This window comes from Streptomyces sp. DvalAA-43, assembly GCF_900091725.1.
Taxonomy (GTDB): domain Bacteria; phylum Actinomycetota; class Actinomycetes; order Streptomycetales; family Streptomycetaceae; genus Streptomyces; species Streptomyces pulveraceus.
On sequence record NZ_FMBW01000039.1, the window covers coordinates 22,010 to 46,696 of the forward strand.

Genomic DNA, 24,687 nt, shown 5'->3' on the forward strand with positions numbered 1-24,687 from the left:
GCCACTGATCTACACAGGAGGTGTGGCCGCAGGATCGCTGTCGCAGTACAACGGGACCGGCGGAGTCGTCCCGGGTGGCGGTCATTTGATGGCCACCGCCCCGACCGGGGAACCGACCGCTCTGGCGATCAGCAGGGGTGAGGCGGCGAGCATGAACCTCGTAGCGTCCGTCCTGTGCGCAGGGGGGTGGCGAGGGCGTCGAGATCGAACACCTCGCCGAAGCCAGTCCCATGTGGACCAGGGCGACGAGTTGTAGCGGCTGGAACGCCTCGATCTTGTTGGGCCGGACCTCCACGCCCCAAGTGTCGGTGACGATCGCGGCGACCTCCCGTTCGTACTGTCATGGTGCGGTGTGCAGGGACAGGCCGGGAGCGGCTCCGCCGGCATAGTCGCCCCACCGGCCTCGCCGCACGCTCATCTGCCCGGTCCCTACCAGTAGTGCGTCACCGGATCGGATCATGCTGCCCTGCCGGGTGAGGGCGTCCCCCAGGTCGTCGACGGTGATCGCGTATCCCGGGTCGAGGCTGGGCATTCCAGTCTCCTTACTGCTGACTTGCTGGCCCCTTCCCCATGTGGCCGGCTCTCCCGGCCTCCGAGTACTACGGAGCCTCCGTCCTGCCCGACGGCCATCAGCCGACGATGGGCCTGCCCTCGACCGGACTGGAGGTCCGGTCCTGGGGCGACCGCAGGCAGTTCCCACGTTCACCACGGAATCGATCGACGGGTGGGGTGCCCAGCTATACCCCGGCAGCATCGCCACGCCTACGCCGCAGGCTTTCGGCGTAGCCTCCCCACCGATACGTGGAATCGGCTTCGGAGCCGACCACCGGCCAGCGATGGTCGTGCACTGCGTCCGGCCCATATCCGCCAGGTTCAAAATCCGCCAGGTTCAAACCGGTGTCGTAATTACGGGGCGTCAAACACTGATTCCTCGCGTGCACATTCCCGTCTCGCTAGTGCTGTGACCGAGATGGTTCACCGTGGTCGGGAGACGGCTCACGGGACGAGCGCGGTCCGCGAGGCAACTGGTATTACTGGTGCATGCAGGAAGAAACCGCGCGATCCGCGATCGACACATTCATCTCCGCGTTCAACGCCTCGGACGACAGCTATGTGACTGCGCTGCTCTCCCAGGCCCTAACCTCGGACGTGGTCTTCTGGGGACCGTTGGGCCGCAGTGAGGGGATCGAGGCGGTCGAGCGGTTCGTGCTGGACATCCGGCGCCACCCCGCGGGGACCGGCACGATGGTGCGCTGTTCGGCGGTGGACATGCCGGACGAGTGGGCCCGGTACCAGTGGGTCTTCACGACGCCGGATGGAGGCCCCCGCCTGGCGGGAACGGACGTCGTCCATCTGCGGCGGAGCCTCATCGACCAGGTCATCGTCTTCGCGGGGGAGATCGAGCCGTCCGCCTCCTGAGTCATTCTCCTCTGGCGCCGGCCTTCTCCTGAACCGGCCCCGTTCGTGGCTCCGGGTCTGCCCAGCCGAGATCGTCATCACAACGCTTCGGTCGTCCGCGCTTGGCCACGAGCGGACCGATGATGCGCTGTGACTGTGTAAGTTCGCGGTTGGCCAGGCTGCGGTGTTGAGGGGACGTCCGCCCCAACGGATGCCCTTCTCGCTTCGGATGCGGGCGCGTTCCTTGCGTTCGGCGACCAGGACGTCGCAGTGGCGGGCGCTGGCGTTGCGCCAGCGTAGATAGGCGTCCAGGGCTCGTGTCTGCACGGGGTGGTTGGGGTGGTTGGAGTTGGCGACGGTGAACTGCCTCAGCGGTCCGAAGCGGGCCTCGATGGGGTTGGCCCAAGAGGCGTAGGTCGGGGTGAAGCACAGCTCGACCTTGTGCTTTGTAGCCCAGCGGCGGATGTCGGTGCCTTTGTGGGCGGACACGTTGTCCAGGATCACGTAGATGGGGGCACCGTCGGGCCGGGCGGCGCGGATCGACTTGAGCGCGGCCAGCGTGTTCGCGGCACCTTTCTAGCGGCGGTTGACGCCCCACAACATGTCGTCGCCGACCGAGTAGCCGCCCCTACCCTTCAAGCAGGCTCGATCGGGCATGAGCGGCAGCCCCGGAACACCGGTGCCACTGCTCGCCCTCGCTGCTAATTGACGAGTTGGTGCGTGATAGCGGGTGAGGCTGTGGTGGCCTGGTCCCGTGTGGTCGTTCAGGTGGTGGCGGTGCGGTCGGAGACGAGGCCGGCGATGGCGCGGTAGGTGTCGGGCAGCCGGTCTCGACGGTGGGTCCAGCGGATGAGTTGTCTCCATCGTTCGTGGTCGGCGAGGGCGTGTCAATCCCCTCGTTCTGTGGAGATCTTCTATGCGGCCAGCCCCAAGGCGGAGTTGGCTCGGTGGTCGTGTTCGTAGTCGATCGGGCTGTGGTATCCGCACACGCTGTGCAGTCGGTGGGTGTTGTAGAAGCCGGTGATCCAGGTGGCGATTCTCAGCCGGGCCTCGGCCCGGGTAGCGAAGGTGTGCCGGTAGACGTACTCAACCTTGAGCACGCTGTTGAACGCCTCGCTGACGGCGTTGTCGAAACATGACCCGACCCGGCCCATGGACTGCGTCACGCCCAGGCGCCGGCAGGCGCGCTTGAACCGCCGGGACACACGTTCGCTGCCGCGATCCGAGTGGAAGAGCACGCCCTTCACGTCGCCACCGCGGGTGGCGGCAGCCATGTTCATGGACGCGACGACGAGCTCGGCGTCGTGTCGTTCGCCCATCACATAGCCGAGCAGGCGCCGCGAGAACAGATCGATCACGGTGGCCAGATACAGCTTGCCCTCACCGGTGACGATCTCCGTCATATCGCCGGCCCACACCTGGTCCGGTGCGTCCGCGGTGAAGTCCCGGCGCACGAAGTCCGGAGCCGCGGCCCGTTTGCCGGGCCTGGTCAGCCCGCGGCGCCGACGGATCTTGCGTCCGGCCAGGCCGAGCTCGGCCATGATCTTGGCGACGGTGTTCACCGAGACGCGCCATCCTTCCCGCAGGAGCCTGGTCCAGACCTTCGGTGAGCCATAGGTGCCGCCCGCGCCCTCGAAGATCTGCTTGATGGCCTCGGCCTGCTTCCCGCGCCGGACCTCGCGGGTTGTCATGGGCTTGCCGCGCCACTTGTAGAACCAGGACTCCGACACCCCAAGAACCCGGCAGGCCAGGCGGTGCGGGACGTGGTGCCCGGCCCTCTGGTTACCGATGAACGCGGCCAGTGCCGCGGGATCGGACTCGGTCATTTCACCCAGAGGGCCATGCATCGCTTGAAGACATCACGCTCCATCGCCAGCTCCCGGATGCGCTTGTTCTTCTCGCCCATCTCCCGCCGCATCCGCTCCAGTTCCGCGCGCTCGCTCTCCCGCACCCGCCCGCCACTCTCCGCGGCCGCGGGCCGGTCGGACGATGCCGACCCGTTGCGGCGCCACCGCGAGACCCAGCTGTGCAGCGTGCCCGGATGGACACCGAGCTCCTCAGCGACCTGCGGGATCGGCTTCCCCGTCTCGATCACGATGCGTACAGCACCCTCACGGAACTCGGCGTCGTACGTCCACTTGTCGGTTCCCATGAACCTCAACTTCCCCTGCAATCACGGACTCCACGCTACGAGGGGAGGGACAACCCGTGGGAGTAGTGGCCTGTCAGGTCGTCGTTCCCCGGGAGGTCTCGAATGTCGTCAGTCGTTGGACTACTGGAACAGCACGAGCTTGTTGCTCGGCGTCGGGTCGATGGCCTGCGTGAGGAGGCCGACCGTATTCAGGCCGAGTTGGCCGCGGCCGAGGAGGAACGGCAGGAGTGGGTGATCGCCCGGCGGCGGGTCGATACGGTTCTGGCTCCGGACAGCGCCGCTGACGCCAGCCCCCGAGCCGCCGCCGGGCCTCGGGAGACGGACAGGCAGCTGGCGTCCCGTGATGCGGCCAACCCGAAATCGCAGGTGCCGGTGTGGCGTGAGGAGGTCGCCTCTTCGGTGCTGTCGGTCGACTACCAGCGCATCCTTCAAGCCGTCGCAGACCATGTCCGTCTCGGCCAGGGGCCGCTGACCTGCCAGGAAATGGCCGCAGTTCGGCATGGACCTGGTGCCGGCGCGGGTGGAGGCATTCCGGTCGAAGGCGAAACGCCTGGTCGCCCGAGGCTGGCTGGCCGAGCCCGCACCTGGCCGGTTCAGGCTCGGGCCCCGGTGTGGCCGGGCCAGGCGACGGGGCATGAGGGCGACCATCGACCAGTAGATCACCGCCTCGGCACTGGCGATACGACGCTCAAAGTCGCGGGCCAGGCGGCGGCTTCGCATCAGGTGCACGAAGAGGCGCTCGACGATCCACCGCTTGGGCAGCACCACGAATTCCTTCATGTCGCTGCGCTTGACGATCGCCAGGACCAGAGCGAACGCGGCCAGGCAGTGCTCGATCAGACTGCCGGTGTAGCCGCCGTCGGCCCAGACCAGGGCCAGACGGTGGTGGGCGGTGGCCACCTGTTCCAGCAGGACGTAGGCGGCGGCGCGATCGCCCACATCCGCTGCGGTGACCATCACGCCCAGCAGCAGGCCGAGGGTGTCGACCACGACGTGCCGCTTGCGTCCGTTGACCAGCTTGCCGCCGTCGAAGCCACGGGTGCCGGCGCCGACCACGGCATCCGCCTTGACCGACTGCGAATCAATCACCCCAGCGTCGGCAGGGCATCGTGCCCCGCCCTCTCCCGGACCTGCCCGCACACCCGGTCATGGAACTCCCGGACCATGCCGCGATCGCGCCAGCGGCGGAAGAACGCATAGACCCGGTGCCACGGCGGGAAGTCCGCCGGCATCGCCCGCCACTTGATGCCGTTGTCCACGAGATAGCCGATCGCGTCCGGCATCGCCCGGTGGCAGTACGCTTCTGGCTGCCCGCCCTGGCCCTGCATCCAACCCGGCACCGGCAGCAGCGGCCGCACCACCACCCACTCCGCGTCCGTCATGTCGTTCGGATACCGACGCTCTCTCAGGCGATTGTCGGCAGCGTTTCCGAACCGGTGAGCCAGACAGTCGCACTCCCGAGTACCCGCGGTGGACCGCACGGGCATCGGCACGCAAGACTGCGACACCAGGGCCTCCTGATGCTCGGTGATTCGACACCAACGAGCTGTTCAGGAGGCCCTCCTCGCATGCGCCGAGCACCCGACGACCACCCAATCGGGACGGCCGTTCGAGCACCAAGTCCCCAGAGCATTACGACAAAAGCTACTTACGCGTCGGGGTGCTCCGGCAGGGCGAGCCAGTCCGACCAGGAGATCTCGCGGCCGAGGAAGCGCGGCTGCTCGAACGGCCAGTCGGCGGCGATCCACTGCGGCACCAGCTCGTCGAAGGCCTGCTCGACCTTGCTGCCCACCAGCTCGTCCACCACCCACCAGGAGATCTCGCCGTCCGCGCCGGCCCTCTCCGGTGGGTCGATGTAGACGCAGCCGAGCAGGGCTTTCTCCGCCGCGTCGAACAGCGCGTAGTTGAAAGACTGGTGTGCGGCGATCTCCTTCTCGTGCCGCAACAGGTCGGCCTGGTCTGCCTCGTAGGTCATGGTGGCCGCGGGCCAGCCCCAGGCTGGGCCGAAGATGGTCCACAGCCGCTCGCGCGAACCCATCACAGCCGGATAGTCGAGCGGGGTGTCCACCTCCCGGATCGGCCGCAGGTGATGACCACTGCCCGGCAGCGGTACCAGGACGGGATGGACGAAGTCATCGGGGAGCCAGCTCATAGCGCCCGACCGTAGCAGCGCGCGGCCGTCCGCTCCCCTGGATTTTCCCCGTATACCGCCAGGCCCCGCTCTCATGCCGGGCAGTGCCCGCGATCACCCGATCAAGACTCCCTTTCGATCGACAGACTCCATGATCGGTATGGCAACGTCAGGCAGCCTGGTTGTGCCTGAAGATCCGTTTCAGCACTATGAGCCCTGACAGGAGTAGGCGGCCAAAGACGAGGGTGCACGGTGGAACTGATCAGCCTTTCGGATGGCGACAACGGCTTCCGGGTGCGCGTGTTGGGGCGCAGGTCGCCGGGCGTGCTGCACCTTCATGACCTGCTCGACGCGGAGGTCCTCGTCACGAACGCTTCGTCAGCGGTCGGCTGGCCATGGCCCTGCGGCCCTCCGACTTGGCGAGCTGGGCTCGCGCTCTGGACCGACTTTCCACAGGTCAGGACATCTGCTGGAGGGACGACGACCACAGTCCCGAGATCAGGATCCAGCCCCACAACGAAGAGCATGAGACAGTCACTGTCCGTGTGGAGGACCTGGGCAGTTCGTGTGTTTCCGTGTTCATCCCGTTGTGCCTCGAAGAGGGATGGATCGACGAACAGCGGAGGCTGCTCGCGCAGGTACGACAGGAGTGGCCGAGCGAGGTCCTCGAATCCTCATGGGGTGTCTACGAGTGGCGGCGCTGAGCTTCCGACAGCCGGCGCCAGCAGATAAGTGCGCATCCGAGGGCCAGGAAGGCTTCGTGGATGTCGTCGCGGACCTCCCAGCGGAACCGAAGGCGGCGGAACCAGTGGAGATGAGCGAAGGCGCTCTCGACGACCCAGCGTTGAGTTCCCAGGCCGGAGCCGTGCGCAGTGCCCCGGCGGGCGATCATTGTCTGCGCGCGTCCACCGAGGGGTTGGGGATGGCCGTGCCCGATACCACGCCGCGCCGGCTCCGTGCCGTCGCCACCTCCATGAGGGAGCGGCCCGTCTGGGACGCGGAGATCCCGCTGGAGGCGATCCGGGGCGCCGCCCCGCCGGTCCTGGTGATCCGCGGGACCTGGGAGAGCGCACCGGCCGCGTACCGCGAACACGTGGGGCTGCCTCTCATGGCCGTGGCCGAGTCCCTCACGGACTCCCTCGGGCGCCGCCTCCTGCGGGTGCCCGGTTACTACCCGCACGCCCAGGAGCCCGCCGCCGTCAACGCCGCCCTGCGGGAGTTCTGGGGTTGACCAGGGTTCGACACACCGGCATCGGCGGTGGGCCGGGGCTTGGCGGTCGAGTTCCCAAGTCCTTCGGGCGTTGACTTCGGAGCCGATTGGAGCGCGTCCGCGGTGAGGTGGCGAGGCAGAGGCGACAACTCGGTTTACGGGCCGCGACTTGACCTCAACCACGCTTGATGTTCGATGCTGCTGAACACACGGCGACAACAGGAGGTTCGTGTGACAATACCTCAGCTCCCGGATCTGGCCCGGCCCGACGCCGGGACCACGCTGATCAGCGAGTGGCTCGTGGACGGGCCGGACCTGCAGGACCGGGCGGGCCGCGCGCTGCTCGGGGAGTGGGACGAGCTGTCGGCCAGGTTTCACCCCGGGGCTTTCCTGCGACTCAGCTGCTTCGCAAGTACGGACGGGCGTGTGCTGCTCAGCGTCGCGCAGTGGGCGAGCGACGAGGCCCACCTCGCCTTCGTCCGTGAGCACAGGTCCGAGATGGTCGGCCGCATCGACCGCGAGATCCCGGGGATCCGGCGCCCCGGGCTGGTCCGCTACCGGTTGGCGCACACCGTCGTGGCGGACGGCGCCGACAGCACGACCGACGTGATCGTGGTCGCGCACGCCGAGACCGGGCCGACGCCCCCTGCCACGCGATGGGCCGAGGCCACCGCCGGCCGGCTACGGTCGGCTCCGCCCCCGGGCATGGGCACCGCGCATGTGTTCGTGAGCGAGGACGGTACGCGTGGCCTGCTCTACGCACCGGTGACACAGGCGAACGACGTTGCCGGTGCGCGGCCCTACCGGCTGCTCGGAGCCGTCGCAGGGCCGGGTGCCGGTGCGAACGGCACGGGGCTCCTTCACCGAGCACCGGACCTGTGACCGCTGCTCGCCTCCTCCTCCCCGGGGGAGTGGGCGCGTGCGATTCACTCCCGCGTGAGGTGAATCAATTCACATGCAATGAGGTTGCCGGGACCGCGTGAGCGCGACCGGCAGAGGCCCACGAGCGGCATGATCAAAGCATGACAGAGCGGGAGTTCGACGTGGAAGCCTTCCTCGCCCAGCCGCTCACCGCGCGGGTGGCGACCGCTGGGCCGACCGTGCGGTCGACGTGGTTCCTCTGGGAGGAAGGGGCCTTCTGGATTCTGACCGGCCCCTGGGCAAGGCTGCTGAGCCGCGTCCGGACCGACCCCGTGATCGCCCTCGTCGTTGACGTGTGTGATGTCGGAACGGGTCTGGTCAGGCAGGTAATCGCCCGCGGGCAGGCCGAGATCCTGCCGTTCGACGTGCCTCGGGGCCGACGCAAGCTCAGCCGGTATCTCGGGGCGGACGACGCGAAGTGGGACAACCGCTTCCGGCACTATCTGCTCGACGACCCGGCCGAACAAGGAACCGTCTGGCTGCGGTTGCGACCGGACTCCCTGGTCGCGAAGGACCTCAGCTACTCCGTCTGAGGAAGCCCACAACACCTCCCACCGCACGGTCCGCGCCCGAGTCGAGCACGTCTCGGCCCGCATGAAGATCTGGAGGATCCTCCGCGTCTGCCGCCCGAAGGGCGACGGCGTCCACCGCGCAGTCCGCGGCATCACCCGCCTCCACGACCTCGCCCCGACCGGGGAGGGGAGCCATGCCCACAACTGATGAGGAGCGCGGCTGATATCAATTGCGGGACACACATGAAGAGTTGACGAAGTCACGCATGGCTCAAGCGGTGGACATGTCACTCAGTGTGTTTTCATGTGCAGCATGAAAACGAGGCGTCGATGAGTACCACTCGATTCTCCGCGTTCGTCGGGGTCGTCTGCGCGGCCGTTCTCTGTGTCGGCTGCGGCTCGCAGGCGGAGGAGCAGCCGAAGGCCGCCGCGCCGACCGCCGACAGCCCGCCGCCGTCGGCACCCGCTGCGCCGACCGCCGACCCGCACGTGGTGCCGGGTTCGGTCCTGAAGACCTATCTGCCGACCAACCGCACCCTGCCCGAGGGGTGGAAGGTTTCCACCGTGTTCGAGGAGCACGACAGCGGCCCGAAGCCGGTGCCGCCGTCCGCCGATCCCAGCCCGACGGTGAACTTCGGCTGCGACCAACTGGTCCGGAGCGGTACGGAGGCGACCCTCGGCGGCTGGGGCTCGTACGCCAACCTGGGGGTCACCGACCCGTCCGCCCATGAGGTCGGGATCATGGTGCGCGCCTACTCCACCGGCCAGGCGTCGGAGGTGTTCGGCCGGCTGAGGTCGCTGGAAGGTGTCTGCGGAACGACCTACGAGCCCAATTCGGCGGGGCTGTTGAACAACCCGGTCACGATCACCGTCAGCGCCGTCGACGGTGTCGGGGACGAGGGCGTGCGCGTCACGATCGACCGGAAGGCGTACGTCGGCCTGGATCTCGTCGTCATGCGAGTCGGCGACCGGCTGCTGTCCGTGACCTCCGACAACGACGGCGGGAAGTTCGCCGACGTCACGGCACTGACGAAGGCCATCGCACCCCGGGTGAAGTGAACCGCGTTCCAGCGCGTCTTCCAGGACGGGGACGCCGATGCCGCGCAGCGCCCGCGGTTCCCGCATACACCCGGCACGCAGCTTCCGGACCCGCGCCACCCACTGCACGCTCTGCACCAGTTGGGGGCAACGCTGATCGCGACGGTGACGGCGACACCCAGCTCGTACAGTGCGCCGGGCAGCACGCGCAGGCCCGCTTCGGGTTGGCGAGGGTGTTCGCGGCGCCGATGCAGCACAGCATCCAGGCCAGCCGTTGCCCGTCGGTGGCCGACGACAGCACGGCCTCCAGCGACACCGGCCCGCCGTGCTGGATGCCCGCGTACCAGTCGGGGGTGGGGATGTGCGGCAGGGATAAGAGGAAATGGTTCGTGCGGGGTGATGCCGGTGGCGAACACCACGCGGAAGACCACCCGGATCGTCACGACCGTCAGCGCCAGGTACAGGTAGTACGCGAAACCGCGCGCCCAAAGGGCTGCGGTGCGGCGGGCGGTGACGACCTGCGGCTCAGGACTGAACATCAACCCGCTTCCGGCCGCCCACCTGCGAAATCGGCTCTACGCACCGAATAGCGGAGTCCACCAGGTCGGGAGCATCGAGGAAGTACAGCTCAAGGAACAGCCGTTCTCTCCGGATCAGATCCTCTTCTCTCAAGGGGGTCTTCGTATCCCCGTTCCGGTAGCCGGTTCCGGCGCCCCGCAGAGCTGAGTCCAGACCGGCGAGCCGCCGCCTCCGGGCGCCCTCGCCCTCGCTGTCCTCCCAGTGCACAGACATCACGCCCGCCTTCGTCTCGCAGGGGAAGAGGACGACCGGGCCGTCCGGTTCCTGCATCCACGGCGCCAGCGCGTCCAGGCATCGTGCAGCAGCTTCCGCCCCTCGTTGACAAGACGGCCTGATTGATGATCTCGTCTTCGCCGTTGCCGGCGCGGTAGTCCCGGACCATGCCCGCGCCCAGCTCTCTTGGCGTCCTGGAACGCTTTGGCGGCGATCCAGGGTGTGCCGCCCCCCGCTCGCCCCTGCCGAACCCAAAAAAACGCTGCCGGCTCCCGCACGTCGCCGCTTGGATCACCCGGGGCAGCCACTGCCTCCACCTCCGGATATCGGCGACCCGGCCCTGGAGGCATGAGCTCGCGGCCGCATTCCACCGTCTGACCACACTGCCCCGCCCCGCCAGCCGACTCGCCGCCCCCGCCCGCCTCGGCTCAAGGACCTTGGAGAACCCGACCCCGCGTCGGGCCCTCACCATGCTCACCGGCCGACGCCGCCTCTGAAACGCCGAGGTTGGCCATGAAGGGACGGCAGTCTGCAGGAAGTGGCCTCCCCGGTCCGAGCAGTACCGGCCCGGTGTCCTCGGGGGTTGAACGGGCGGACTAGCCACCTCCCTGGCACACGGTCATGGCGGAAGCGGGATCACCTGCATCCGACAAGTGGCGCACTGGCGCGCACCCGCACCCTCGCGTCGATAATTGCGGCATGATGCACATTCGCAAAGGCCGCCACTCACCGACCCCACCTGGTGCTCCGTCAGAAAACTCAGCAAAGAGTCAGCATCAATACCGCGCGGAACCACTCCGAAGCGCCATGAACCGCCAAGATCAATAATCCGACCCGCCCATCCTGATCTGTGAAAACCGTGTTCAACAACTTACCTGCCAAGCTCACCAGGAGGTACCCGTGAGGATGCTGATCAACGTCCCCGAAACCGTTGTCGCGGACGCACTGCGCGGTATGGCCGCCGCCCACCCCGAGCTGACCGTGGACGTCGAGAACCGTGTCGTCGTCCGCCGCGACGCCCCGGTCGCCGGAAAGGTGGCGCTGGTCTCCGGCGGCGGTTCCGGGCACGAGCCGTTGCACGCGGGATTCGTCGGACCCGGAATGCTCTCCGCGGCCTGCCCCGGCGAGGTGTTCACGTCGCCCGTGCCGGATCAGATGGTGCGGGCCGCGGCCGCGGTCGACAGCGGCGCGGGGGTGCTGTTCGTCGTCAAGAACTACACCGGTGACGTGCTGAACTTCGAGATGGCCGCCGAGCTCGCCGAGGACGAGGGCCTCCAGGTCTCCCAGGTACTGGTCAATGACGACGTGGCGGTGACGGACAGTCTCTTCACGGCGGGGCGGCGGGGTACGGGCGCCACCCTCTTCGTCGAGAAGATCGCCGGGGCCGCGGCCGACGAGGGCGCGACGCTGGAGCGGGTGACCGCCGTCGCCCGGCAGGTCAACGAGGCCTCGCGGAGTTTCGGCGTGGCGCTCGGCGCGGTCACCACACCGGCCAAGGGCTCCCCCACGTTCGATCTGCCGCCCGGTGAGCTGGAGCTGGGGATCGGCATCCACGGCGAGCCGGGGCGGGAGCGGCGGCCGATGATGACCTCGCGGGAGATCGCGGACTTCGCGGTGGGCGCCGTCCTCGACGACCTGCGGCCGACCGGACCGGTGATCGTGCTGGTCAACGGCATGGGCGCGACACCGCTGCTGGAGCTGTACGGGTTCAATGCCGAGGTCCAGCGGGTGCTGTCCGAGCGGGGCGTCGTGGCAGCTCGTACGCTCGTGGGGAACTATGTGACCTCGCTCGACATGGCGGGCTGTTCGGTGACGCTCTGCCAGGTGGACGAGGAGCTGCTGCGGCTCTGGGACGCGCCGGTGGAGACGCCGGCGCTGCGCTGGGGCCGTTGATCCGCCCGTACCGCACCCCGTCATGCTGGAGCGACAAGGAGATCATGTGCTCGACGCCGACTTCTTCCACCGTTGGATGGCCGCGGCCGCGGCTCTGGTGAGCCGTGAGGCGGACCACCTCACCGACCTCGACTCCGCGATCGGGGACGCCGATCACGGCAGCAACATGCAGCGCGGTTTCGCGGCGGTGACCGCGGTCCTGGACAAGGAGCCGCCACAGACCCCGGGAGCCGTACTGACTCTCGCCGGACGGCAGTTGATCTCGACGGTCGGCGGTGCCTCCGGCCCGCTGTACGGGACGCTGCTGCGGCGTACGGGCAAGGCCCTGGGCGACGCCCCCGCCGTGACCCCGCAGCAGTTGACGGAGGCGTTCGGGGCGGGGGTCGCGGCCGTGGCGCAGCTCGGTGGGGCGCAGGCCGGGGACAAGACGATGCTCGACGCGCTGCTGCCGGCCGCCGAGGCGCTCGGCACCTCGTTCGGAGCGGCCCGGGACGCGGCCGAGGAGGGGGCGCGGGCGACGGTGCCGATGCAGGCCCGCAAGGGCAGGGCGAGCTATCTGGGTGAGCGCAGCATCGGGCATCAGGATCCCGGGGCGACGTCCTCGGCCCTGCTGGTCGCCGCGCTGGCCGATACCGCGGCGGCAAACGGGAGCGGCTCATGAGCGACGGCGGTCAGGTGGGGATCGTGCTGGTCTCGCACAGCGGCCCGGTGGCCGAGTCCGTCGCCGAGCTGGCCAAGGGCCTTGCCGCGGGCGGCGCCACCGCCCCGGTGGCCGCCGCCGGCGGCACCCCGGCGGGCGGCCTCGGCACGAGTGCGGAGCTGATCGCCGAGGCAGCCAGGTCGGTGGACTCGGGCGCGGGTGTCGCGCTCCTGGTCGACCTGGGCAGCGCGGTGCTCACCGTCAAGTCGATGCTGGCCGAGGGCGACGAGCTGCCGGACGGCTCCCGGCTGGTGGACGCGCCGTTCGTGGAGGGCGCCGTGGCGGCCGTGGTCACCGCTTCGGCGGGCGGCGACATCGCGGCGGTGGAGGCCGCGGCGTCGGAGGCGTACAGGTACCGCAAGCTGTAGGCGGTGGGGCCGCCCCGCACCGTGTGGTGGGTGCGGGGCGGCACGCTTCGGCCCGTCAGGCCGCCGACGCGGATCCGGCGGCCGCGATCCTGATCCGTACGTTCTGGGTGGTGCCGTTGACCGTCACGGCGAGGGTGACCGCGCCCGGCCGCAGCGCGGTGAGGGTGCCGGTGACCGGGTCGAAGACCGCCGTGTGGCGGTGGCGGGCACCGCTCCGGTCGCCGATGTGGACGTTCGGGGAGCCGGTCCAGTCCGCGGCGAGCGGGAAGCCGACCGGGACGTCGCGGGTCCCCTGGATGACCGTCGCGGTGACCTTCGTACGGCCTCCGGCGCCGAGCACCGCGGGCGCGTCGATCCGCAGCGCGTCCACGTGCGCGCGGGTCTGGACGGAGACCCAGTCGGGCCCGCCCTGCCACGGCCGTTGCCGCGCGGCGGCCTGTGCTCCGTGGCCGACGCGGTCGGCGCCGACCAGCGACCAGCCGGTGAAGCCGCCGTCGTCCGCGGGCCCGGCCGGCGCCTTTCCGGAGTTGCCGTTGATCAGATAGGGCACCCCGTCGACGTGCGAGGCATGGAAGACCCCGACGTGGCTGCCGATGAAGGCCGCGCCCTTGCCCGTCGTACGGCGGAAGTCGGCGAGCCACTGTTCGACCAGGGCCGCTTCCTTGCGGTCCCCGAGCTGGCTGCCCTTCTGCACGGTCGGATCGCGCGGCGGCACGTGCTCGATCAGCATCAGCGAATCGACGGTCCGGTCCTCGGCCGCCGCGTCCAGCTGGGCGCGGAACTCCTTGATCTGGGCGAAGCCGCCGCCGCGCAGGCTGAGGCTGGAGGTGTCGAGCGTGACGAAGCGGGTGCCCTTGTGGTCGAACGTCCGCTGGGCGGGCCCGAATTCGGTGACGAAGTTGTCGATCCTGCCGCCCATCACCTCATGGTTGCCCGGTACGTAGTACCAGGGCAGGGAGTCGCCGAGCTCCTCGGTGAGGATGTGGCGGGCGAAGGCCAGGTCCGCGGGCGATCCCTCGTCGACGAGGTCCCCGTTGACGACCAGGAAGTCCGGGGCCGCCGCCTTGATCTCGCGCAGGGTGCGCCGTGCCTGGGCGACGATCGCGCTGTCCGGGTCGCGGGCGACGAACTGGGCGTCGGACATCACCGCGAACCGCCAGTCCCGGCGCCCGGTCACGGCCGCCGGGTCGATCAGCGGGTCGGCGGGCGCGGCCTGTTCGGGGAGCTCGACGGTGGGCGGCACCTGGGCGGTGAGGTCGTCGATCACGATCTCGCCCGTGTACTGCTGGGCCGCGCCGGTCTCCGCGAGGTAGAAGCGCGAGACCGAGAGCGGCATGGCGGCTCCCGGCGGCACGTCGAAGGTGACCTGCCGCCAGCCGTTCCAGGTGACGTACGGTCCGCGCAGCAGTTGGTCGGAGCCGGCCGCGTCCTTGAGGTGCAGGGTCGGCCAGGCGCCCCGGCCGTCGCCCTTGATCCACAGCTTGAACGACTGGGGCTGGCCGGGCACGGGGACCGGCTGGGGCGGGGCGGCGTAGGCGGCGCGGGTCGCGGTGGACCGGGTGAAGTCGTAGCTGAGCCTCAGTCCGGTGCCGGTGTGGCCGTCGGACGTGGCCTCCAGCGATCCGGCCGCCCGCGCCTGGCTGAACTTCCAGGCCCCTGCGTCGTCGAAGGAGGAGACGGCCTGTTCGGTGAGACCGACGCTGACGGCGAGGACGGTACTGGTGCCGCCGACGGTCGCCGTGATCCGTCCGGCGCCGGAACCGGTGCGCGAGGCGACGGTGAACGAGCCCCGGCCGTCGTCGCGGACGTCGAAGAGCGTGCGGTCGTAGTCGAGCGCGATGTCGCGCGGCTCGACGGGGGCGCTGGTGCCGTGGGCGTCGAGCCCGACGATGCCGAAGGTGCCGGTGGCCCCGGCGTCGGCGAGGCCCACCCGCTGGGTGGTGGGCTCGATCCGGGCCAGCTTGTCGAGAACGGTCAGGGACGTGCTCCCGCGCGCCGGTCCGTGCTCGGCCCGTACGTCGGTGGTGCCGCTGCGGCGCGCGGTGAAGAGGCCGTCGCCGTCGACCGTGCCGACGGAGCCGTGAGCGGTGTGCCAGCGCGGGGTGCCCTGCGCGGGGCCGTACGTCTCGTCGTATCCGGTCGCGCTGAGGGGCCGGGTGAGGCCGGGGAAGACCCGGTCGGGGTGGCCGCCCTTGACAGGGTCGACGCCCGGGGCGGAGCCGGCGGGGGTACGGGGCTGGACCCAGTAGCCCTTCAGCCGTCCGCTGCCGTCGGGGGCGGTGAGGGCGAGACCGTTGGGAACGGTGCGTTCACTGCCGTCGGAGGGGCTGTTCTCCACCCGGAGCGCGTCGCTGCCGGGTGAGCGGGCGACGAGGGTCGACGATCCGCCGCCGTCGAGGTTCAGCGCGCTGTACGAGCCGGCGCGCCGCATCATCAGGGCGAGTTCGGTGAGGGTGACGCCGCCGCTGTCGGCCTGCCGTCCGTCGACGGTGAGGATCTGCATGGTCCGGCCGTCCTGGGAGAACCCGACGGCGGTGCGGGGCGCGGCGGTGTTGTTGCCCTCGCCGTCGTGGTTCTGCGCGACTCCGTCGACGACGAGGAGTTCCCGGCCGCCGACGGCGGTGCGCGGCACGGCCCCGCTGTCGGTGCGTGCCCGGTAGGTCAGGGACACCGGGTCGCCGGGCTTCAGGGCGTCGAGCGCGGCGGCCCCGGCCTCGCGTCCGACCAGGACGGTGGTGCCGTCGGGGACGGCCCCCGATCCGGGGGTGCGGGAGACGGAGACGACCTTGCCGTCACGTACCGCCGCTTCGGCGACCGGGGTCGCGTTGTCGACGGTCAGGGCGCGGTCGGCGGTTCCCCAGGCGGAGGTGTACGCGCCGACCCCGCCGGCCGGCACATTGGCGGCGTTGTACGCGTCGAGGGGTCGCTGCCCGGCCGGCAGGGTGAGCGTTCCCTCGAAGTAGAGGTTCAGGATGCGGCCAGCGCTGTCGGGGCCGATGCCGACGGCCCGGTCGACCCCGGGCGCGGGCGACTGGACGGTGGCCCCGTCCTTGATGCCGATCCCCTCGGGCGCGCCGGTCTGGTTGATGTCGAAGAAGTCGGCGTTGATCGCGGCGACGGTGCGGCGGCCGCGGCCCGCGTCATGTGCGGCGGCGAGTTCGGAGACGGTGTGCCGCTCGGAGACCTTGCCGGAGGAGAGGTAGTCGGCGCGTACGCCGCTGCCTGCGAGATCGACCGAGAGGCTGTCGACACGCAGCCACTTGTCGGACTCCAGCCGGTCGTACGAGCTGAGGCGGACCCCGGGGGCGATCGGGCGGTCCGCACGCGCGGTCTCGATCCCGTCGCCGTCCACGACCGATCGGGGCGCCGCGCCCGCCGCGTTGCTCGCGGGTGGTGGCGCGACCGGTCTGAGGATCTCGGCGGAGGTGCGGGGACGTGGGTCGGGGGTCGAGTCCGCGAGTGCGGGAGAGACCATGCCGACGGTCATGGCGGCCACCGTCGCGAGCAGCACGAGCGGGCGCGTGGCCGTCGCGTCCCGCCGCGCCGCCCTCCCGTGCGGTCGAGTCGTCCTGCCGACTGTGCCAAGGCCCACAAGTCCTCCTGGAATCCCGATGGTTGCGCGGCCCGGTACGGGCAACAGGCGCTGTCGGCGGACAGCATGGCCGCGCGCGCGACCGCGCACCAGGGGGCATCGGGAACCTCGCGGCGAACAGGACGCGTCGGCTCGACGACGGCAATGATCATCGGGAAGGGGGTGTCGTGCGCGGCGCCGCGCCCCGGCCGGGGCGCAGACTTGACGGCATGCCATCCCAGAAGCGCGCCAGGCGCAGTGCGGGCCTGCTCCTGTTCCGTCGGCCGGACGGACGGTCGGACGGAACCGTGGATGATGGAGCCGTGGACGACGGGGCCGGTTTCGAGGTGCTCATCGGGCACATGGGCGGCCCGTTCTGGGCGGGCCGGAGGAGCGCGGCATGGTCGATCCCCAAGGGGGAGTACGGCCCCGAGGAGGAGCCCGCGGCCGCCGCGCGCCGTGAGTTCGAGGAGGAGTTCGGCCGTCCGGCGCCGGAGGGCGAGTGGGTGCCGCTGGGCGAGGCACGTCAGTCCGGCGGCAAGACCGTGACGGTGTGGGCGCTGGAGGCGGATATCGACGCCGCCTCGGCGGTCCCGGGGACGTTCACCCTGGAGTGGCCGAGGAGGTCGGGCGTGCTGCGGGAGTTCCCGGAGGTCGACGAGTTCGCCTGGTGCACACCCCGGGAGGCGGCGGAACGGCTCGTCACGGGCCAGCGGGTCTTCCTCGACCGGCTGCGGGAACACCTGGCCGACGGGCGGGTGACGCCCGGTCGGGACGGGCCCTGAGCGGGCCGTTCGCCGACCGGGCTACCGGCCTTGGGACCGACGGGGCCGGAGGGGTCAGTGGTGCGGGCTCTCGCCCTGGGCCGCCTCGATGCTGCTGTGCAGATCGCTCGTCGCGTCGAGCGCGGCGGCCCCGGAGACGACCAGGCAGGCCAGCAGCACCGCGGCCGCGGCACGGCCGACCCGTGGCCGGGCGGTGCTCCGGCCGAGCAGTGCGGCGACACGGCGCGGTACGGGCCCGGTCGCGGCGGCGAGCGCCACGCGTGGGCGGGGCTGCGGAACGCCTTCGGCGGAGCGTGCGGCGAGGGCGGCCCGGCCGATGGCCCGCGCGGCGACGCGTCGGTCGCCGACGGCGGTGGCGGCCGCCTCGTCGGCGCAGCGTTCCAGGGCGTAGCCCATCGGGCCACGCAGGGAACGCAGAGCCGGATGGCAGAGCGCGGCGACTTCGGCGGCGGCGAGGAAGAGGTGGTGACGGCCTTCGAGATGGGCGCGTTCGTGTGCCAGCAGCGCATCGCGCTCGGCGGGACCGAGGGCGCGCAGCATTCCCGTGGTGACGACGATCCGGCCGGGAGTCCCGGGGCGGCCCGGGAGCGCATAGGCGTCGGGGCGGCTGTCCCGCAGGACCGCCAGCTCGCCCTCGGCGCGCCCGTCGGACCGCCCGGCCCGGCACAGCTCCGCCCAGTGGCGGCGGGCGGCGCGGGCCACGGCGGCGGCGCAGCCCACGAGGAGCGCCAGTGCGGCGGCCGCGAGGGGGATGGTGGCGGCCGGGGCGGCGTCGGAGAGCGGCCGGACGAGTTCGCCGAGGGCGGAGACCGTGGAGAACCGGGTCGCGCCGGGCACCACGAGCAGAACCAGGGCGAGGACGCTGCACAGGGCGAGGCCGACGCCCGTCGCGGCGAGCAGCCGTACGGCACGCACCGGCGAGAGCGCGTCCGCCAGTCGGCGGGCGGCGGGTACCGCCAGGAACGGCATCAGCAGCGGAACCCACACGGCGTAGATCATGGGGCCTCCCCGTCCAGCAGGTCCCGGAGCAGTTGCTCGTCCTCGTCGGTGAGCTGCGAGACGAACCGGGCCAGGACGGTGCTGCGGTCCTCCTGCTTCCGCAGCTCGCTGTGCATGCGGCGGGCGGTCAGACCGGGGGCGTCCTCGGTGGGCGTGTAGGCGAATCCGCGACCGGCCCGGGTGCGGGCGACCGTGCCCTTCTCGTACAGGCGCGACAGGATCGTCGTGACGGTGGTGCGGGCGAGTTCCGTGCCGAGCGCGCCCTGGACCTGCCCGGGGGTGAGTGGCGTTCCGGCCGCCCAGAGCGCCGCCAGGATCGTGGACTCCAGCTCTCCTGCGGGCCGACGGTCCGATGCGGCGGTGGGCCGCGACGGGGGCTGCGGGGCGGTGTCCGGCGCCGGTCGCGATGCCGGTTCGCGGTGCGGGCGGGAGTCGGGTTCTCCGCTCGATATCCCCTTCACCTGGGACATGGGAACTCTCCTCCCCGTTCGGGCGTCTACAGTGATGTAGACCGTCTACATCACTGTAGTCAGTCCGGGCGTTCCAACGGGCCGCCCGCTCACCATTATGGGAGACCCTCCACCGTGTCCGTATTCCCACTGGCGTCCGCGCCACAGGCGGTGAACCTGCTGGACGCGGGGTCACTGCTCGGAGCGTTCGGCGCGCTCGGCATCGCGGTCGTGCTCTTCGCCGAGACGGGACTGCTCGTCGGCTTCTTCCTCCCCGGCGATTCCCTGCTGTTCACCGCGGGCCTTCTCTGTGTGTCCGGCACCCATGGTCCGGTGCGGCTGTCGTTGCCGCAGGTGCTGATCGCCGCCGTGGCCGGTGCGCTGCTCGGCGCCCAGGCGGGGTACTGGATCGGCAGACGGGGCGGCCGGGCCCTGCTCGCCCGCAGCCGCGCCAGGCGGTTGCACGAGGGCGCCGCCCGCGCCGAGGAGCTCCTCGGCAGATACGGCTACGCGCGCGCGATCGTGCTGGCCCGCTTCGTGCCCGTCGTACGTACGGTGCTCAACCCGCTGGCCGGGGCGCTCAACGTCCCGGCCCGGCTGTTCACGCTCTGGCAGGCCGTCGGCGGGCTGGTCTGGACCGTCGGGCTGGTCCTCGCGGGGTACGGGCTGGGGTCCTCGGTGCCGAACGTCGACCGCTATCTGCTGCCGATCGTCGCCCTCGTGGTCGTGGTCTCCCTCGTCCCGCTCGCCGCCGAACTGCTCCGTTCCCGGGGTCGGCGCACCGCGGAAGGGGAGAACAGCTGATGCCGCTCGCCTCCACCGCCACCTCGATCGACGGTGGCCTGTACACCTGGATCACGGAGCTGGCCCAGCGCTCCCCCGCCGCGCTGGACTCCGTCATCCGCCTCTGGTCCGACTACGGGCTCGCCCTGTTCGCCGTGCTGATGCTCGCGTCCTGGTGGCGCTCCCGCTCCGCCGCCGACCCCGTTCGCACCGCCATGGCGCTCTGCGCCCCGCTCGTCGTGGTGGCCGGCTATCTCGCCAACGATCTGGTGAAGTCGCTCTTCCACGAGCAACGGCCGTGCCAGACCCTCCATGTCGTGACGGTGGAGGCGTGCCCGGCGCTCGGGGACTGGTCCTTCCCGAGCAACCACGCCGCCATCGCGGCGGCCGCGGCGACGGCGGTCTGGCTGACCGACCGGCGGCTCGGCGCCATCGCGGTGCCCGCCGCCGTGCTGATGGCCGCGTCCCGGGTGTGGATCGGTGTGCACTACCCGCACGATGTGCTGATCGGGCTGGTGACCGGCACGCTCGTCGCCTGGCTGCTGACGATCGCGGCCCGGCGCTGCGCCCCGGCGGTGATCCGGCTGCGCGACACACCGCTGCGCCCCTTGGTCGCCGCGCGGTGAGCCCGGAGGGCCGGGCCGCGGCCGGAGCGGCGCCCTACCGGGTGGTGCCGCCGGGCAGGCGGATGACGGCGCGGCCGCCGTCGAGGTCGACGGTGGAGCGGTGCGGCGGGGCACCGTCCTCCTCGTCGTCGCGCATCAGCAGGGCACTCTGGCGCTCCTTCAGCTCGCTCTGCTTCCCGGGCGAGAAGCTCGCGTGCAGTTGCTCGAACCCCGTCGCCGACACCTGCCCCTGCCGCGCGCCGTTGCGCCAGGGAAGCAGACCGGCCCGCCCCGCGCGCAGCATCAGCTGATCGAGGAAGGCGACGACGGTCAGACCGATCACCAGTCCGGGCAGTGTCATCAGCGCGACGAATTCCATCCGCCCAGTCTGACCGCGGGCGGCGCGGTGTCCATCGGTCGCGGGTATGAGAATGCGGGCCGTCGCACCGTGCGACGGCCCGCATCTGCCATGCGTGAGGATCCCGGCGAAGGGGGCCGGTCAGCCGTTGGGGAGGATGACGGCGCGGCCGTTGATCTTGCCGTGGTGCAGTCGCTCGTACGCCAGCGGCGCCTCGTCCAGGGTGTACGTCTCCACATGGACCTCGACCGAACCGGCGCGGGCGAGGTCGAGTACCTCGGCGAGCTCGGCGCGCGATCCCCAGTACGGGGAGGTCACCGTGGTGTTGTAGGGCAGGGAGCCGAAGCCGACCGGCAGCGCACCGCCGCCGAGGCCGACGATGGTGACGTCGGAGTCGATGGCGGCAGCGGCCCCGGCGGTGGCGACGGTGGGCGGCGCCCCGACGAAGTCGAGGACGACCTGTGCCCCGATCCCACCGGTGAGTTCCCGGATCCTCGCCGCGGCGGCCTTGTCGGACAGGACGGTCTCGTGGGCGCCGACGGCACGGGCGAGGGCGAGCTTGTCCTCGGTGACGTCCAGGGCGATGACCCGGACGGCCGTCATGGCGCGCAGCAGCTGGATCGCGACATGGCCGAGGCCGCCGGTGCCGATGACCACGGCGGTGGCGCCCGGCACCAGCTTGTGCAGCGACCGCTTGATCGCGTGGTACGGGGTCAGGCCCGCGTCGGTGAGCGGCACGGCCTGGACCGGGTCGAGGCCGTCGAGCGGCACCAGGTGGCGCGGATCGTCCACGATCATGTACTCGGCCATGGCGCCGGGCGAGCCGAGTCCGGGCGGGGTGATGCCGAGCTCCTTGGCGCGCAGGCAGTAGTTCTCCTTGCCTTCGGCGCACTTGACGCACGTACCGCAGCCCCAGGGGCCGTAGACCGCGACGGGATCGCCGACCGAGAGCCCGTTCACCCCGTCGCCGAGGGCGGCGACGGTGCCCACGCCCTCATGGCCGAGGGTGAGCGGCAGCGGGAACGGGATCTGCTCCGCGGGCCAGCTCATCACGGCGATGTCGGAGTGACAGACGCCTGCGGCGATGACCTTGAGCAGCACCTGGCCGGGGCCGGGCTGCGGGTCGGGCACGGTGACGACCTCGGGGGCCGCACCCACGGTGCGGTACTGAACGGCCTTCATGGAATTCTCCTCACGTTCGCTGCTTCCTCGACTCGCCCCCGTTCCCCCCGTTCGCCGCTCAGGAGGCGGAGTAGCCGCCGTCCACCAGGTGGTAGCTGCCGTGGATGAAGGAGGCGCGGTCGGAGAGCAGGAAGGCGGCGAGTTCGGCGACTTCCTCCGCCGTGCCGAGCCGTCCGGCCGGGTGCAACGAGACCAGGTGGTCGCGGGCCGCGCTGTCGGTGTTGCGCAGCAGCGGTGTGTCGATGAAGCCGGGGCCGACGGCGTTGATCCGGACGTCCCGGGCCGCGTATTCGAGAGCCGCGGTCTTGGTGAGGCCGACGACACCGTGCTTGGCGGCCACGTAGGCGGGCGAGCCGGCGAAGCCGTTGGTGCCGAGGATCGACGACATGTTGACGACGGCGCCGCCGCCCGCCGCGACGATGGCGGGAAGCTCGTAGCGCATCGAGTAGAAGACGCCGCTGAGGTTGGTGGCGACGACCCGGTTCCAGTCCTCGACCGCGTACTCGCCGGTGGGGCTGCTGGGGCCGCCGATACCCGCGTTGTTGACGGCGAGGTGCAGGGCGCCGAAGGTGTCGACGGCGAACCGCACGCCCGCTTCGACGGAGGCGGGGTCGGTGACGTCCATGGCCACGGCGGCGGCCTTGGCGCCTGCGCTCTCCAGCTCGGCTACCGCCTTGCGGGCACCGGCCTCGTCGTAGTCGGCGACGACGACGGAGGCGCCGCCCGCGGCCAGTCGGTGGGCCAGGGCCAGTCCGATGCCGGAGGCTCCGCCGGTGATGAGGGCGGTCCTGCCCGCGAACTCCTGGTCGGCGGGGGTGGGGGTGGTGCTCATGAGTCTGTGCTTCCTTCCGTGGTGCTGTGCGGCGCCTGCCCGGCGGGAGGCTGCGCGAGCAGTTCCCCGGCGAGGGCGTCGAAGGCCTGCCCGATCAGTCGGGGCAGGTCGTCCGGTTGCCCGGCGCGTGCCCAGGCGGCCTGGGCCGCGAGGAGTGCCCCGGCGCCCGCGGCGACCGTGACGGCGGGGCGGATGTCCCGTCGCGGGTCGACCCCGAGCCGGTCCGCGACGATGGCGACCGAGTCCTCCTGGGCGTCCACCCGGATGTGGTGGAACGCCGCGTAGAGGGTCGGCTCCTGTTCGGCGAGGACCAGCAGGTCGAAGATCCGCTCGCGCCGGTGCCAGGCCTGCGCGCCGGGGTGTTCGAGCCAGTCCTCGACGGCCCTGCGGTAGGCGATGAGCGGGGGCTCGTCGGCGGGGCGGGCCCGCAGGGCGTCGTTGATCCGGTCGCCGTCGCCCCGGAGCGAGTCCAGGACCGCGGCTTCCTTGCTCGTGAAGTACCGGCTGAAGGTGCGCCGGTCGACGTCCGCGTGTTCCGCGATCTCCTCGACCGTCACCTGCTTCAGACCCCGGTCGAGCACCAGCTCGAACGCGGCCTGCGCCAGTGTGTCCCGGGTCTTGCGGGCCTTGCGGCTCCGCCGCTCCGGGATCTTCCGTTCCGGATTCATAAGTGCACCGTACACCTGAAAATGTCCCACCGCGACATAAGTCGCGACGGGACATTCGATCGCCATGCGGTGGCCCTCCTCGGCGCGCTACCGGCCGCTGAACGCCTCCGCCGCCCTGCGGGCGCCGTGGCCGCCGCCCGAGGGCCGGCCGAGGTCATCGGCCGCTGCCCGGCGCAGGGCGAGCGCGGCGATGTCGTCGCGCCGTACGCCTCCGGAGAAGGAATCGAGGTCGGCGTCGAGCGCTTCCAGCACCTCGTACGGCGCCCGCTCCGCCCAGCGGCCCAGCCGGGCGTCCAGCGGATAGAAGGCACCGGAGGCGTCGCGCGCCTCGGTGACCCCGTCGGTACAGAGCAGCAGCGTGCCGCCGGGCGGGAAGTCCAGCCATTCGGCGGCCCTCGGCTCACAGCTGAGTTCCGCCATGCCCAGCGGCACGAAGGTGCGGCGCAGCGGAACGGCGTCGGCCATGCCGTCGTGCAGCAGCCGGGGCGGCAGATGGCCGCAGTTGACGGCCTGGACCCGGTCGCTTCCGTCGAAGCCGAGCACCAGGGCGGTGACGAAGCGTTCGGTCTCCCCGGTCTGGGCGGAGAACACGTTGTGCCGGGCGACCGCGTCCTCCAGGGCGTCGACCACACCGGTCAGGGCGGGTTCGCGAATGGCCGCTTCCCGGAACGCTCCGAGCACGGCGAAGCCCGCCCCGATCGCGGCGAGGCCCTTGCCCTGGACATCCCCGATGATCACCCGGGTTCCGTAGGGCGACTGGACGACCTCGTAGATGTCGCCGCCGACCAGCCGGTCCTCCTCGATCGGCGTATAGATGCCATGGGCGAGGACCTGATCGGTCAGGATGGGCAGCGGGCGCAGGATCTGGCGCTGGAGCGCGACGGCGGCGGACCGCAGCCGGGCTATCTCCGTGGCGTGGCGGATCCGCAGCGCGCAGGCGCCGATCCCCAGGCAACAGGCCAGCACGGTGACGACGATGCCGGTGGTGACGTCCCAGAACGTGCCGTCCGTCGTCAGATGCGATCCGACGACGACAATCATGATCAGGGTGGACACGCCCACGGTCTGCCGGATCGTTCCGAAGACCGAGACGAGTGCGGGCACGACCACCAGCAGCGGTACGAGGCGCAGGTCCTCGCCGGTCCGGAAGTCCAGCACGACGACCAGGGCCGTCAGCAGGGCGAGCCCGCCGAACAGTGCGCGGTTCCCGACCCGTGGCGCGCGAACGGCCGCCTCCCCCGCATCCGTCACCGGGAGCGTCGCTCCACGTGCGGCAAGCAGGCGCTGAAGCCCGATCGTCACGGCCGGCTCCTCCCGGGACCTGCCGGCCCGGTGCCGGC

At 71.0% G+C, this 24,687-nt stretch carries 25 protein-coding genes and 8 pseudogenes; 14 read left to right on the forward strand and 19 right to left on the reverse strand.

The window, feature by feature from the left end; translation table 11 throughout:
- Positions 1 to 340: 340 nt before the first annotated feature.
- Complete coding sequence (locus GA0115234_RS42790) at positions 341 to 532, reverse strand: cyclase family protein (RefSeq protein WP_093540819.1); 192 nt, start codon at positions 530 to 532, stop codon at positions 341 to 343.
- Positions 533 to 1,041: 509 nt separating this feature from the next.
- Between GA0115234_RS42790 and GA0115234_RS11570 the strand changes: the two genes are divergently transcribed.
- Positions 1,042 to 1,419, forward strand: a complete 378-nt coding sequence (locus tag GA0115234_RS11570) for a nuclear transport factor 2 family protein (RefSeq protein WP_024757633.1) — start codon at positions 1,042 to 1,044, stop codon at positions 1,417 to 1,419.
- Positions 1,420 to 1,575: 156 nt separating this feature from the next.
- On the opposite strand, the pseudogene GA0115234_RS11575 reads toward GA0115234_RS11570, so the two are convergent.
- The 4 genes and pseudogenes from GA0115234_RS11575 to GA0115234_RS11590 form a co-directional block, all read right to left on the reverse strand.
- Positions 1,576 to 2,025, reverse strand: a pseudogene (locus GA0115234_RS11575) (transposase); the annotation flags it as partial.
- 137 nt (positions 2,026 to 2,162) lie between these two features.
- Positions 2,163 to 2,285, reverse strand: a pseudogene (locus tag GA0115234_RS44305) (transposase); the annotation flags it as partial.
- Between the two features lie 27 nt (positions 2,286 to 2,312).
- The gene (locus GA0115234_RS11585) at positions 2,313 to 3,224 is read right to left on the reverse strand and encodes an IS3 family transposase (protein WP_093540820.1); all 912 of its coding nucleotides are present in this window, start codon (positions 3,222 to 3,224) and stop codon (positions 2,313 to 2,315) included.
- A complete protein-coding gene (locus GA0115234_RS11590) occupies positions 3,221 to 3,550 on the reverse strand; it encodes a transposase (RefSeq protein ID WP_093540821.1) in 330 nt (109 codons plus the stop codon). Before GA0115234_RS11590 ends, GA0115234_RS11585 begins: the two co-directional genes overlap by 4 nt.
- A 102-nt stretch (positions 3,551 to 3,652) precedes the next feature.
- Here GA0115234_RS11590 and GA0115234_RS44310 point away from each other — a divergent pair.
- Positions 3,653 to 4,188, forward strand: a pseudogene (locus GA0115234_RS44310) (hypothetical protein).
- A 64-nt stretch (positions 4,189 to 4,252) separates the two neighbouring features.
- Here the strand turns inward: GA0115234_RS44310 and GA0115234_RS44315 are convergent.
- The 3 genes and pseudogenes from GA0115234_RS44315 to GA0115234_RS11605 form a co-directional block, all read right to left on the reverse strand.
- Positions 4,253 to 4,690, reverse strand: a pseudogene (locus GA0115234_RS44315) (transposase); the annotation flags it as partial.
- Entirely contained in the window at positions 4,636 to 4,932 is a 297-nt protein-coding gene (locus tag GA0115234_RS43365; RefSeq protein ID WP_237541278.1) for a transposase, read from the reverse strand. The pseudogene GA0115234_RS44315 and the gene GA0115234_RS43365, both read right to left, overlap by 55 nt.
- A 266-nt stretch (positions 4,933 to 5,198) precedes the next feature.
- Positions 5,199 to 5,702, reverse strand: coding sequence for a GNAT family N-acetyltransferase (locus GA0115234_RS11605; RefSeq protein WP_093540822.1), 504 nt, complete (start codon positions 5,700 to 5,702; stop codon positions 5,199 to 5,201).
- A gap of 279 nt (positions 5,703 to 5,981) precedes the next feature.
- Here GA0115234_RS11605 and GA0115234_RS43370 point away from each other — a divergent pair.
- Positions 5,982 to 6,385: pseudogene (locus tag GA0115234_RS43370) on the forward strand (DUF5959 family protein).
- Here the strand turns inward: GA0115234_RS43370 and GA0115234_RS42795 are convergent.
- Positions 6,367 to 6,606 (reverse strand): annotated as a pseudogene (locus GA0115234_RS42795) (transposase); the annotation flags it as partial. The pseudogenes GA0115234_RS43370 and GA0115234_RS42795 sit on opposite strands and share 19 nt — an antisense overlap.
- On the opposite strand from GA0115234_RS42795, the gene GA0115234_RS11620 reads away from it, so the two are divergent.
- The 5 genes and pseudogenes from GA0115234_RS11620 (at position 6,604) to GA0115234_RS42265 (ending at position 9,383) form a co-directional block, all read left to right on the forward strand.
- A complete protein-coding gene (locus GA0115234_RS11620) occupies positions 6,604 to 6,912 on the forward strand; it encodes a hypothetical protein (RefSeq protein ID WP_343335940.1) in 309 nt (102 codons plus the stop codon). The pseudogene GA0115234_RS42795 and the gene GA0115234_RS11620 sit on opposite strands and share 3 nt — an antisense overlap.
- Before the next feature lie 210 nt (positions 6,913 to 7,122).
- Complete coding sequence (locus tag GA0115234_RS11625) at positions 7,123 to 7,773, forward strand: antibiotic biosynthesis monooxygenase (RefSeq protein WP_093540824.1); 651 nt, start codon at positions 7,123 to 7,125, stop codon at positions 7,771 to 7,773.
- A gap of 140 nt (positions 7,774 to 7,913) precedes the next feature.
- Positions 7,914 to 8,345 (forward strand): pyridoxamine 5'-phosphate oxidase family protein, encoded by a 432-nt coding sequence (locus GA0115234_RS11630; protein WP_093540825.1) that lies wholly within the window; start codon positions 7,914 to 7,916, stop codon positions 8,343 to 8,345.
- Positions 8,344 to 8,532, forward strand: a pseudogene (locus GA0115234_RS43375) (hypothetical protein); the annotation flags it as partial. The gene GA0115234_RS11630 and the pseudogene GA0115234_RS43375, both read left to right, overlap by 2 nt.
- Before the next feature lie 122 nt (positions 8,533 to 8,654).
- Entirely contained in the window at positions 8,655 to 9,383 is a 729-nt protein-coding gene (locus tag GA0115234_RS42265; RefSeq protein ID WP_176729139.1) for a hypothetical protein, read from the forward strand.
- 3 nt (positions 9,384 to 9,386) lie between these two features.
- Here GA0115234_RS42265 and GA0115234_RS43380 read toward each other — a convergent pair.
- Together GA0115234_RS43380 and GA0115234_RS11645 are read right to left on the reverse strand one after the other, a co-directional pair.
- Positions 9,387 to 9,880: pseudogene (locus tag GA0115234_RS43380) on the reverse strand (energy-coupling factor transporter transmembrane protein EcfT); the annotation flags it as partial.
- Positions 9,881 to 9,887: 7 nt separating this feature from the next.
- Positions 9,888 to 10,211: a hypothetical protein gene (locus GA0115234_RS11645; protein WP_093540826.1), complete on the reverse strand. Its 324-nt coding sequence runs from the start codon at positions 10,209 to 10,211 to the stop codon at positions 9,888 to 9,890.
- A gap of 843 nt (positions 10,212 to 11,054) precedes the next feature.
- Between GA0115234_RS11645 and dhaK the strand changes: the two genes are divergently transcribed.
- Genes dhaK through GA0115234_RS11665 form a run of 3 tightly spaced genes read left to right on the forward strand, consistent with a single transcriptional unit; the run spans position 11,055 to position 13,115 of the window.
- A complete protein-coding gene (gene dhaK / locus GA0115234_RS11655) occupies positions 11,055 to 12,047 on the forward strand; it encodes a dihydroxyacetone kinase subunit DhaK (RefSeq protein ID WP_093540828.1) in 993 nt (330 codons plus the stop codon).
- A gap of 46 nt (positions 12,048 to 12,093) precedes the next feature.
- Positions 12,094 to 12,708, forward strand: coding sequence for a dihydroxyacetone kinase subunit DhaL (gene dhaL, locus GA0115234_RS11660; RefSeq protein WP_093540829.1), 615 nt, complete (start codon positions 12,094 to 12,096; stop codon positions 12,706 to 12,708).
- Positions 12,705 to 13,115 (forward strand): PTS-dependent dihydroxyacetone kinase phosphotransferase subunit DhaM, encoded by a 411-nt coding sequence (locus tag GA0115234_RS11665; protein ID WP_093540830.1) that lies wholly within the window; start codon positions 12,705 to 12,707, stop codon positions 13,113 to 13,115. The genes dhaL and GA0115234_RS11665 overlap by 4 nt, the downstream gene beginning before the upstream one ends.
- Before the next feature lie 55 nt (positions 13,116 to 13,170).
- Here GA0115234_RS11665 and GA0115234_RS11670 read toward each other — a convergent pair whose 3' ends face one another.
- Positions 13,171 to 16,602, reverse strand: a complete 3,432-nt coding sequence (locus tag GA0115234_RS11670; protein ID WP_093540988.1) for a phosphodiester glycosidase family protein — start codon at positions 16,600 to 16,602, stop codon at positions 13,171 to 13,173.
- Positions 16,603 to 16,916: 314 nt separating this feature from the next.
- Here GA0115234_RS11670 and GA0115234_RS11675 point away from each other — a divergent pair, with 314 nt between their 5' ends.
- Positions 16,917 to 17,471, forward strand: a complete 555-nt coding sequence (locus GA0115234_RS11675; protein ID WP_093540831.1) for an NUDIX domain-containing protein — start codon at positions 16,917 to 16,919, stop codon at positions 17,469 to 17,471.
- Positions 17,472 to 17,525: 54 nt separating this feature from the next.
- Here the strand turns inward: GA0115234_RS11675 and GA0115234_RS11680 are convergent, their stop codons facing one another.
- Together GA0115234_RS11680 and GA0115234_RS11685 are read right to left on the reverse strand one after the other, a co-directional pair.
- Positions 17,526 to 18,470, reverse strand: coding sequence for a M56 family metallopeptidase (locus GA0115234_RS11680; RefSeq protein ID WP_093540832.1), 945 nt, complete (start codon positions 18,468 to 18,470; stop codon positions 17,526 to 17,528).
- On the reverse strand, positions 18,467 to 18,799 hold the full coding sequence (locus GA0115234_RS11685) for a BlaI/MecI/CopY family transcriptional regulator (RefSeq protein WP_237541299.1): 333 nt from the start codon (positions 18,797 to 18,799) through the stop codon (positions 18,467 to 18,469). Before GA0115234_RS11685 ends, GA0115234_RS11680 begins: the two co-directional genes overlap by 4 nt.
- 255 nt (positions 18,800 to 19,054) lie before the next feature.
- On the opposite strand from GA0115234_RS11685, the gene GA0115234_RS11690 reads away from it, so the two are divergent.
- Together GA0115234_RS11690 and GA0115234_RS11695 are read left to right on the forward strand one after the other, a co-directional pair.
- Positions 19,055 to 19,723, forward strand: a complete 669-nt coding sequence (locus tag GA0115234_RS11690) for a DedA family protein (protein ID WP_256088709.1) — start codon at positions 19,055 to 19,057, stop codon at positions 19,721 to 19,723.
- Entirely contained in the window at positions 19,723 to 20,328 is a 606-nt protein-coding gene (locus tag GA0115234_RS11695; protein WP_093540835.1) for a phosphatase PAP2 family protein, read from the forward strand. Before GA0115234_RS11690 ends, GA0115234_RS11695 begins: the two co-directional genes overlap by 1 nt.
- A 34-nt stretch (positions 20,329 to 20,362) precedes the next feature.
- Here GA0115234_RS11695 and GA0115234_RS11700 read toward each other — a convergent pair whose 3' ends face one another.
- From GA0115234_RS11700 to GA0115234_RS11720, 5 genes are all read right to left on the reverse strand, one after another.
- On the reverse strand, positions 20,363 to 20,686 hold the full coding sequence (locus GA0115234_RS11700) for a DUF6191 domain-containing protein (RefSeq protein WP_093540836.1): 324 nt from the start codon (positions 20,684 to 20,686) through the stop codon (positions 20,363 to 20,365).
- Between the two features lie 120 nt (positions 20,687 to 20,806).
- Complete coding sequence (locus GA0115234_RS11705) at positions 20,807 to 21,847, reverse strand: NAD(P)-dependent alcohol dehydrogenase (RefSeq protein ID WP_093540837.1); 1,041 nt, start codon at positions 21,845 to 21,847, stop codon at positions 20,807 to 20,809.
- A gap of 58 nt (positions 21,848 to 21,905) precedes the next feature.
- Entirely contained in the window at positions 21,906 to 22,679 is a 774-nt protein-coding gene (locus tag GA0115234_RS11710) for an SDR family NAD(P)-dependent oxidoreductase (protein ID WP_093540838.1), read from the reverse strand.
- Complete coding sequence (locus tag GA0115234_RS11715; RefSeq protein ID WP_093540839.1) at positions 22,676 to 23,347, reverse strand: TetR family transcriptional regulator; 672 nt, start codon at positions 23,345 to 23,347, stop codon at positions 22,676 to 22,678. The genes GA0115234_RS11710 and GA0115234_RS11715 overlap by 4 nt, the downstream gene beginning before the upstream one ends.
- A gap of 87 nt (positions 23,348 to 23,434) precedes the next feature.
- The gene (locus GA0115234_RS11720) at positions 23,435 to 24,649 is read right to left on the reverse strand and encodes a PP2C family protein-serine/threonine phosphatase (protein ID WP_093540840.1); all 1,215 of its coding nucleotides are present in this window, start codon (positions 24,647 to 24,649) and stop codon (positions 23,435 to 23,437) included.
- Between the last annotated feature and the right edge of the window lie 38 nt (positions 24,650 to 24,687).